We start from the raw sequence: 8870 nt of genomic DNA on the forward strand, positions 1-8870 counted from the left end.
CCGGTATGGCTCATACGAAAATGTCCTTCTCTCTGACACGGAATACGGCAAGCTCCGGCAGGAGTTCCCAGGAGATTATCAGATGCGGGTGGAACGGCTCTCTGAGTATATGGCTTCCACCGGCAGGAGCTACAAAAATCACCTTGCCACAATCCGGAGCTGGGCAAAGAGAGAAAAGCCGAAGTATAACCCGGCAGACTACACATTTGAGGAAGGAGACAGCCTATGAGCGACATGGTGCCTGAAGTATTGAATGCGGCGTTGGATTCGCTCTTTACGCCGAAAGAACCCGGAGAGCAGGAATACCAGGGCGTGGACGGACTGCTGTATTGCCGGAACTGTCATACTCCGGTGCAGTGCAGGGTAAAGCTCTGGGGCAGAGACAAGATTGTTCCCTGCCTTTGCAGATGCCAGCAGGAAGCGATGGCGGAAAAGAAACGCCAGGATGAACTGGTGGAGCGGCAGCGTAAAATCAGGCAGCTGAAAGCAACTGGGATTCAGGAAAAGCATCTTCTGGAATGGAATTTTGGCGTTGCAGAAGACAACAAGGACATCCAGATGGCAAAACGTTATGTGGAGCAGTGGAAAAAGGTCAAGGCTGAAAACCTTGGCCTTTTGTTATGGGGAGATGTCGGAACCGGAAAGTCCTTTGTGGCGGCATGTATAGCAAATGCGCTGCTGGATCAGGGCATTCCGGTTTTGATGACGAACTTCTCCAAAATCCTGAACCAGATGGGTGCCATGTATTCGGAAGAACGATACCGGTATATCGCTTCGTTTTCCAACTATTCTTTGCTGATTCTGGATGATCTGGGAATTGAGCGCAGCACCGAATATGCGCTGGAGCAGGTCTACGCTGTCATTGATGAGCGGTATAAGTCCGGGCTTCCGGTCATTATCACAACCAATCTGAAAATTGCAGAAATCCGCAATCCGCAGGATGTGGCATACGCCCGGATTTACAGCAGGATTCTGGAAATGTGTACGCCGGTGCGAATCAGCGGAGAGGACCGCAGAAAGAGCATTGGAAAAGAAAAACAGCAGGTCGTTAAGGAGGTACTTGATCTATGAAGTGCAAGGCAAAAAAGGCGTTTTTCGCAGGTAAGAATGACATCTATCACCGCTGGAAGGAGGTTAAGAAGCTGAATGGCAAAAGCAAAAACCAGTATTACAACAGAAAACCGCAGTGGCTCAGCTGCCGACGCTGCGGCTAAGGAGAAGCGGACGGAGATGCCGTTTTCTGACCTGCATCCTTTTGAAGGGCATCCCTTTAAGGTGCTGGATGACGAGCTGATGGAACAGACCGTAGAGAGCATCAAGCAGATCGGTGTGGTATCACCACTGATTGTCCGACCTGACCCGGAAGGCGGATTTGAAATTCTTTCAGGACACCGCAGACTTCATGCGGCGCAGCTGGCAGGTTTGGAGACTGTGCCGGTCATCGTCAAGGAAATGGACGATGATGCAGCAATCATCTTTATGGTGGACAGCAACTTGCAGCGGGAGAATATTCTTCCCAGCGAGAGAGCGTTTTCCTACAAGATGAAGTTGGAGGCGATGAAACATCAGGGTCAGAGAAAAGATTTGACTTCGGAGCAATTTGCACCGAAGTTGTCTACGGAGATTATTGGTGAAGCTGTTGGAATGAGTAAGGATACGGTTAAACGCTATATCCGCCTTACCAACCTGATTCCTGAAATTTTGGATATGGTGGATGAGAAGAAAATCGCCTTTAATCCGGCGGTGGAGTTGTCTTACCTGAAACCGTCTGAACAGAAGGAATTTCTGGAGGCAATGGACTATGCACAGGCATCTCCATCCCTGTCGCAGGCACAGCGGCTGAAGAAGCTCTCACAGGAGGGCGGCTGCACGTTGGATGCCATGTGTGAAGTGATGAATGAAGTCAAAAAGGATGAGCTTGACCATGTGACGATTAAAAACGAGGTTCTTCGGAAGTATTTCCCAAAATCCTATACGCCGAAGCAGATGCAGGACACGATTATCCGGCTGCTGGAAAAATGGCAGCGAAGTAAACAACGAGATATGGAACGATGAGAAGGAGATTTTTATGATGATGAACTTTAAGAAGAATCAGAACAACGCAGTGTGCAGCATGGATTGCAAGAACTGCCCGCACGGTGCATCGCAGCCCAATCCGATGGATGATCCCATGTTTGAGAAGTCCATTGCGATGCTTCATAACTGGCTGATGCTGGAGGCAATCCGTGAAGATCACCCGAAGGAGCGCATTGTGATGGTGATCCTGCCGGGGGCTGGCGGCGAACTCCTGACCGAGGATGGCAGTCGAGACATCTTTGAGGATGTTTACGATGAGATGGAGGCTGATCTGGTGGCAGATGGGGAACTGCTTCTCCATTATGATAAGAGCGATGTGATCGAGACTGACAGAACCCGCTATCTGTTGGGAGCTGCGGAGGTTTCGGAAATCGACCAGAACGGCAACGAATGCAGCATCAATCTGTTTACGCTGGAACGCACCATCGACTATGTGAACGAGAACCTGACGGTGGTTTCCATTGGCGGCGAGTTGGTTCCGGCACTGCGCCTGATCTAAGGAGGTGCCTATGAAGAAATTTGATGTGGAGATTACAGAGACTCTCCAGAGAAAGGTTTCCGTGGAAGCTGCCTCACAGGAAGATGCGGAACGCATGGTGACGCAGGCGTGGAACAATCAGGACTATGTTCTGGATTCCGGCGATTTCACCGGTGTGGATTTCAAGACCGTGGGAGAACATGAATTGGCAGAGGCCAGGACAATGGATGTGCTGCTGGTACAGCCCAATGCCTATCCGAAGAAAATCAGTGTTGGCACGGAGCTGGAAGATTTGCAGGCCATGGTCGGCGGCGATATTGAAGTCACCTATCCATTTGAGGATGAAGTGGCCATTATTCTGAATGAATCCGGCAAAATCAATGGTCTGCCGCTGAACCGTGCGATTTACACCGAAGACGGGGATATGCAGGACATTTATGCCGGTGATTTTCTGGTGGTAGGGCTGACAGAGGATGACTTTGGTTCTCTGACTTCGGAGCAGATGCAGAAATTTGAGGAGCAGTTCCATCAGCCCAGATGTTCGTTCGTATGGGGCGCAGCATCATGGCGATTCCGGTTCCGGATGACATGGTGAAGAAGATGGAGGAAAAGGCTGCAAAGCCCCAAGAAAAGAGTAAACCGGCACCGGACCGGGACAGTTTGTAAGGAAGGAGGCGGAGATTCATGCAGGAAGAAGTTGAAAATCGTACCGTCAATCTGGCAATCAGTACCACGAAACTGACATTTCGCACTATCGTGAATGGCTATAATGCGTGGAAACGGCACCATCAGGCAAAGGCGGCTCAGAAATCAGCGCAGATGCCGCTTGGAAAGCAGAGCATCAAAGAACTGATCGGTCAGAATCAGGGAGTCAGCAGTATCCCCATTGAGAAAACGGATTTGAAAGGCTTTGAACAGGTGGCGCGGAAATACGGTGTGGATTATGCCATTACGAAAGACCAAAATGTGATTCCACCCAAGTACACGGTGTTCTTTAAGGCGAAGGATGCGGATGCACTGACTTCCGCTTTTGAGGAATTCACCAACCGCAAGCTGAAAGCAAAGGAAAAACCGAGTGTTCTGGAGCAGCTTAACAAGCTCAAAGAACTGGTGGCTGCAATTCTGCCGGATAAGGTTCGTCACAAAAGTCAGGAGCGTGATCTATGAGTAATAAGACCAAGAAGCTGCTGATCCTGAACCTGCCGTACTTCATTGCCGGTCTTGTATGTACCAATCTGGGAGAAGCGTGGAGAATTGCCGAGGGCGCAGACATGTCTGAAAAGCTCCTCGGCTTTCTTTCTGCCCTGGGTGCAGCATTTTCCAACCCGATGCCAAGTCTGCATCCGCTGGATTTGCTGATTGGTGTGTGCTGCGGAGCGGGTCTGCGGCTTGCTGTGTATCTGAAAGGCAAAAATGCCAAGAAATATCGTCATGGTATGGAGTATGGCTCTGCCCGGTGGGGTACGCAGAAAGACATCGAACCGTTTGAAGATCCAGTGTTTGCAAACAATGTGATTCTGACCCGGACGGAGCGGCTGATGATGGGCAATCGCCCGAAGAATCCGGCAAATGCCAGAAACAAAAATGTGCTTGTGGTCGGCGGTTCCGGCAGCGGTAAGACGAGATTTTGGCTTAAACCCAACCTTTTACAATGTCACAGTTCCTACGTGGTCACTGACCCGAAAGGTGATATCGTAATCGACTGCGGCCAAGCCCTTTTGAAGAACGGATACAGTATCCGGATTTTCAATACTATCAATTTCAGAAAGTCGATGCATTATAATCCCTTCGCGTATATTCACAGCGAAAAGGATATTTTGAAGCTGACCACAACCCTCATTGCCAACACTAAAGGGGACGGCAAGGCCGGTGACGAATTCTGGACGAAGGCAGAGACCTTGCTGTATTGTGCTTTGATTGGTTATATCCATTATGAGGCACCGCTGGAAGAGCAGAACTTTGCAACGCTGATTGAATTTCTGAACGCGATGGAAGTGCGCGAGGATGATGAAACCTTTCAGAATCCAGTGGATCAGATGTTTGAAGCTCTGAAAAAGAAAAAACCGAACCACTTTGCTGTCCGCCAATATGCCAAGTTCAAGCTGGCGGCGGGCAAGACCTTAAAGTCGATTCTGGTGAGCTGCGGTGCACGTCTGGCTCCCTTCGATATTGAGGAAGTCCGCGATATCACCATGTACGATGAGCTGTCGCTGGATACGGTGGGAGATAAGAAAACGGCTCTGTTCCTCATTATGAGCGATACAGACCCGACTTTTAATTTCCTGATTTCGATGATCTATACACAGCTGTTTAACCTGCTGTGCGAGAAAGCGGATGATATTTACGGCGGCAGATTGCCGGTGCATGTGCGCTGCCTGATTGATGAGTGTGCGAACATTGGTCAGATTCCAAATCTGGAAAAGCTGGTAGCCACCATCCGATCAAGAGAAATCTCGGCATGTCTGGTACTTCAGGCACAGAGCCAGTTGAAGGCAATCTACAAGGACAATGCCGATACCATCATCGGCAATATGGATTCTCGTATTTTCCTTGGCGGTTCGGAGCCGACTACGCTGAAAGAGCTGAATCAGGCATTGGGAAAAGAAACGATTGATCTGTACAACACTTCCGATACCAGAGGCAACAGCCCATCTTACGGCACCAATTACCAAAAGGTTGGGCATGACCTGGCTTCGGTGGATGAACTGGCTGTGCTGGATGGCGGAAAGTGCATTTTGCAGCTGCGCGGTGTCAGACCGTTCAAGTCAGATAAATACGATCTGACCCAGCATCCGAACTACAAGCTCACTGCCGGTGCTGATAAGAAAAACACGTTCAGCATCGAGACGTTTCTCGATCATCGGCTGAAGCTCAAGCCCGGTGATAAGTACGAAGTAGTTGATGCAGATCATGCCAAATAAGTTTGTTCCGGTGACGAAGATGTCATGGGTACGCTGCTGGTAACAGAATAAGATAAGGGGCGGCGAGCTGCCGCCTCTTTACATAGCCAGGTTTCTGATTGGGATTGGAGACCTGGCTATATGTTTGCCCATTTGCAGGTGCACATGCAGATGGAAAATCACTATTCATTAGCCCGCAAGGGCGCATCGTACAAGGAGGTACACATTTATGGCATTTTTCAACAGCGCAGTAACCGTTCTTCAGACTCTTGTCATCGCACTGGGTGCCGGTCTCGGCATCTGGGGAGCCATCAACCTGCTGGAGGGCTACGGCAACGACAACCCCGGTGCCAAATCCCAGGGTATGAAACAGCTGATGGCTGGCGGCGGCGTGGCACTGATCGGCACGACTCTGGTGCCGCTGCTTTCTGGACTTTTTGGTTAAACAGAAAGTATACGATGTTGGAATTCTGATGAGGGCGGCGGTGAGCCGCCCTTTTTACATAGCCAGGTTTCTGATGGAAATTGGAGACCTGGCTATTATTTTGCCCATTTGCAGGTGCACATGCAAGGGGACATTCACTATTTATCAGCCCATAAGGGCGCATCGTACAAGGAGGTACACATTTATGGCATTTTTCAACAGCGCAGTAACCGTTCTTCAGACCCTCGTCATCGCACTGGGTGCCGGTCTCGGCATCTGGGGAGCCATCAACCTGCTGGAAGGCTACGGCAACGACAACCCTGGTGCCAAGTCTCAGGGCATGAAGCAGCTGATGGCTGGCGGCGGCGTGGCACTGATCGGTACGACTCTGGTGCCGCTGCTTTCCGGTCTGTTCGGTTAAGCAAAAGCTGTCGGAGCGAAGATTCCGGCCGGGCGGCGAAAGCTGCCTGTTACATAGTCAGGTGCAGGCAATCTCCGCAGCTGGCTATTTTCTGCGCTCTCTGGCAGGTGCACATGTTGGAAGTATGGCGCAGAACCGCAGTTTAGAATCGCACCGGCGGATAGGCCGGACAAGTTACAGGAGGACAAATCTATGGCGTTTCTTACTACAACTGCATCGGCACTGTCTCTTTTCTCTCAGCTGTTCATGCTTCTGTCCCGGATGGCGAAGCTGTTCGGCGTGTTTGCGTAAGGAAGGAGGCGGCTCATGCAGAGTATCCTTGAACAGATCACAGATTGGCTCAAGAGCATGATCATCAGCGGTATCATGGGAAATCTTTCAGGGATGTTCGATTCGGTCAACCAGCAGGTTGGACAGATCGCAGGCGATGTGGGAACCACACCGGCGAACTTTTCACCTGCTGTTTTTTCTATGATCCGCAACATCTCGGAATCCGTGATCCTGCCCATTGCCGGAATGGTGCTGACTTTCATCGCCTGTTATGAGCTGATCCAGATGCTCATTGAGCATAACAATCTGGCAAATTTCGAGACATGGACATTTTTCAAATGGGTCTTTAAGACCTTTCTGGCAGTGACCCTGATCTCGAACACATTCAATATCACGATGGCTGTCTTTGATGCGGCGCAGCAAGTGATCTCCCGAAGCGGCGGGCTGATTTCCGGCAGTACGTCCGTCAGCGATGCGACCCTGACAGCAATGCAGGCCACGCTGGAAGGCATGGACTTAGGACCGCTGCTGGGACTGTATTTGCAGACCTTTGTGGTTCAGGTCACGATGCTGGCGTTGTCGGCTATCATCTTTGTCATCGTGTATGGCCGAATGGTGGAAATATATCTCATGGTGAGCCTTGCGCCGATTCCGTTCGCAACCTTTGGAAACCATGAGCAGAGCCATACCGGTCAAAACTATCTGCGCTCCCTGTTTGCACTGGGATTCCAGGGCTTTCTTATCATGATCTGTGTAGGCATCTATGCAGTTCTGATTCAGAACCTGTCCTTTTCGGATAACATCATCAGCAGCATTTGGGGCGTTTTGGGCTATACGGTTTTGCTGGCATTTACGCTGTTTAAGACGGGAAGCCTCGCGAAATCCGTGTTTGCAGCGCACTAAGAGAGGAGGAATGATTCATGGCATCTTATATTTCTGTGCCGCGAGACCTTTCAAAGGTCAAGACCAAGGTCTTTATGAACCTGACCAAACGGCAGATTCTCTGCTTCGGAGCCGGTGCGCTGATTGGCGTTCCGGTTTTCTTTTTGCTCAAATCCAGCGGAAATCTGAGCCTTGCTGCACTTGGCATGATGGCAGTGATGCTGCCGCTCTTCTTTCTTGCCATGTACGAGAAAGACGGTCAGCCGCTGGAAGTGGTGGCAAAGCATTTCTATGAGGCGAAGTTCAAGAGGCCGAAAACGCGGCCTTACAAAACGAAAAATTACTATGCACTGCTGGTTCAGCAGGCAGACGTGGAAATGGAGGTAAATCGCATTGTTCAAAATTCTCGAAAAGCTGACAGCGAAGAATAAAAAGCAGGATGACATCCGAATGCCGTCTCATCTGTCAGCCGCAGAGCAAAAACAGGTGCAGACGGTGATTGATCGTGCAAGGGGTGACCGCACGGTTCCGCATTCGGCACAGGAGAGCATTCCTTTTCAGCGGATGTTCCCGGACGGTATTTGCCGTGTGACGGACAATTACTACACCAAAACCATTCAGTTTCAGGACATCAATTACCAGCTGGCGCAGCAGGAAGATCAGACGGCTATCTTTGAGGAATGGTGCAGCTTCCTGAACTTCTTTGATTCCAGCATCCGCTTTGAGCTTTCTTTTATGAATATGGCTACGGATGCCTCGAATTTTGAGAAGATGGTGCGCATCCCGTACCAGAAGGATCATTTCAATCCGGTGCGCACGGAGTACAGCACCATGCTGCGCCGCCAGCTTGCCCAAGGTAACAACGGCCTGACCAAGACGAAGTATCTGACGTTTGGCATTGAGGCGGAATCCATGAAACAGGCAAAGCCGAGGCTTATCCACATCGAGATCGACCTGATGAACAACTTCAAACGCTTGGGTGTCCGGGCAAAATTGCTGAACGGCAAGGAACGGCTTCATCTGATGCACGATATGTTCCACATGGGTGACCATGACCGATTCAATTTCGATTGGAAGTGGTTGCCGGAGAGCGGACTGTCGGTAAAGGACTTTATTGCACCGACCGGGTTTGCCTTTCCGAAGAACCGCATTTTTCAGATGGGCGGGATGTATGGCTCCATGTCCTATCTCCAGATCACGGCTTCCGACCTGTCGGACCAGCTGCTGAAAGATTTTCTGGATATGGAATCCAGCCAGATTGTGACCATGCACATTCAGTCGGTAGACAGAACAAAGCAATCAAGTCCATTAAGCACACCATTACGGAGCTGGATCGTTCCAAGATTGAGGAACAGAAGAAAGCTGTCCGTTCCGGATACGATATGGACATCATTCCGTCAGATTTGGCAACTTACGGCA

General features: G+C 50.3%; 10 protein-coding genes and 2 pseudogenes. All 12 read left to right on the top strand.

Annotated features, from left to right (window positions below):
• Window positions 1-229, top strand: a pseudogene (locus DW085_RS18350) (helix-turn-helix domain-containing protein); the annotation flags it as partial.
• Window positions 226-1071: an ATP-binding protein gene (locus DW085_RS18355; RefSeq protein WP_005929990.1), complete on the top strand. Its 846-nt coding sequence runs from the start codon at window positions 226-228 to the stop codon at window positions 1069-1071. The pseudogene DW085_RS18350 and the gene DW085_RS18355, both read left to right, overlap by 4 nt.
• Window positions 1072-1146: 75 nt before the next feature.
• A complete protein-coding gene (locus tag DW085_RS18360) occupies window positions 1147-2055 on the top strand; it encodes a ParB/RepB/Spo0J family partition protein (protein ID WP_117963962.1) in 909 nt (302 codons plus the stop codon).
• A 13-nt stretch (window positions 2056-2068) separates the two neighbouring features.
• Window positions 2069-2575 carry a hypothetical protein gene (locus tag DW085_RS18365; protein WP_005929984.1) on the top strand — a complete coding sequence of 169 codons (507 nt, stop codon included), beginning with the start codon at window positions 2069-2071 and terminating at the stop codon, window positions 2573-2575.
• Window positions 2576-2585: 10 nt separating this feature from the next.
• The gene (locus tag DW085_RS18370; protein ID WP_243034087.1) at window positions 2586-3149 is read left to right on the top strand and encodes a DUF3846 domain-containing protein; all 564 of its coding nucleotides are present in this window, start codon (window positions 2586-2588) and stop codon (window positions 3147-3149) included.
• A gap of 89 nt (window positions 3150-3238) precedes the next feature.
• The gene (locus DW085_RS18375; RefSeq protein ID WP_005929980.1) at window positions 3239-3721 is read left to right on the top strand and encodes a PcfB family protein; all 483 of its coding nucleotides are present in this window, start codon (window positions 3239-3241) and stop codon (window positions 3719-3721) included.
• Window positions 3718-5475: a VirD4-like conjugal transfer protein, CD1115 family gene (locus DW085_RS18380; protein ID WP_005929977.1), complete on the top strand. Its 1758-nt coding sequence runs from the start codon at window positions 3718-3720 to the stop codon at window positions 5473-5475. The genes DW085_RS18375 and DW085_RS18380 overlap by 4 nt, the downstream gene beginning before the upstream one ends.
• A gap of 208 nt (window positions 5476-5683) precedes the next feature.
• Window positions 5684-5899, top strand: a complete 216-nt coding sequence (locus tag DW085_RS18385; protein WP_002576404.1) for a Maff2 family mobile element protein — start codon at window positions 5684-5686, stop codon at window positions 5897-5899.
• 184 nt (window positions 5900-6083) lie between these two features.
• Window positions 6084-6299: a Maff2 family mobile element protein gene (locus DW085_RS18390; RefSeq protein ID WP_002576404.1), complete on the top strand. Its 216-nt coding sequence runs from the start codon at window positions 6084-6086 to the stop codon at window positions 6297-6299.
• 306 nt (window positions 6300-6605) lie between these two features.
• On the top strand, window positions 6606-7472 hold the full coding sequence (locus DW085_RS18395; RefSeq protein ID WP_117963960.1) for a VirB6/TrbL-like conjugal transfer protein, CD1112 family: 867 nt from the start codon (window positions 6606-6608) through the stop codon (window positions 7470-7472).
• A 17-nt stretch (window positions 7473-7489) separates the two neighbouring features.
• Complete coding sequence (locus DW085_RS18400) at window positions 7490-7882, top strand: PrgI family protein (protein WP_002576402.1); 393 nt, start codon at window positions 7490-7492, stop codon at window positions 7880-7882.
• A 19-nt stretch (window positions 7883-7901) separates the two neighbouring features.
• A pseudogene (locus DW085_RS18405) lies at window positions 7902-8870 on the top strand (conjugal transfer protein TraE); the annotation flags it as partial.

This window comes from Clostridium sp. AF50-3, assembly GCF_003477445.1.
GTDB lineage: Bacteria > Bacillota > Clostridia > Lachnospirales > Lachnospiraceae > Otoolea > Otoolea fessa.

Coding starts and splice junctions, on each gene's coding strand:
- DW085_RS18360 (WP_117963962.1), top strand. CDS start 1,147: ATGGCAAAAGCAAAAACCAGTATTACAACAGAAAACCGCAGTGGCTCA.
- DW085_RS18380 (WP_005929977.1), top strand. CDS start 3,718: ATGAGTAATAAGACCAAGAAGCTGCTGATCCTGAACCTGCCGTACTTC.
- DW085_RS18395 (WP_117963960.1), top strand. CDS start 6,606: ATGCAGAGTATCCTTGAACAGATCACAGATTGGCTCAAGAGCATGATC.
- DW085_RS18370 (WP_243034087.1), top strand. CDS start 2,586: ATGAAGAAATTTGATGTGGAGATTACAGAGACTCTCCAGAGAAAGGTT.
- DW085_RS18375 (WP_005929980.1), top strand. CDS start 3,239: ATGCAGGAAGAAGTTGAAAATCGTACCGTCAATCTGGCAATCAGTACC.
- DW085_RS18385 (WP_002576404.1), top strand. CDS start 5,684: ATGGCATTTTTCAACAGCGCAGTAACCGTTCTTCAGACTCTTGTCATC.
- DW085_RS18390 (WP_002576404.1), top strand. CDS start 6,084: ATGGCATTTTTCAACAGCGCAGTAACCGTTCTTCAGACCCTCGTCATC.
- DW085_RS18355 (WP_005929990.1), top strand. CDS start 226: ATGAGCGACATGGTGCCTGAAGTATTGAATGCGGCGTTGGATTCGCTC.
- DW085_RS18365 (WP_005929984.1), top strand. CDS start 2,069: ATGATGATGAACTTTAAGAAGAATCAGAACAACGCAGTGTGCAGCATG.
- DW085_RS18400 (WP_002576402.1), top strand. CDS start 7,490: ATGGCATCTTATATTTCTGTGCCGCGAGACCTTTCAAAGGTCAAGACC.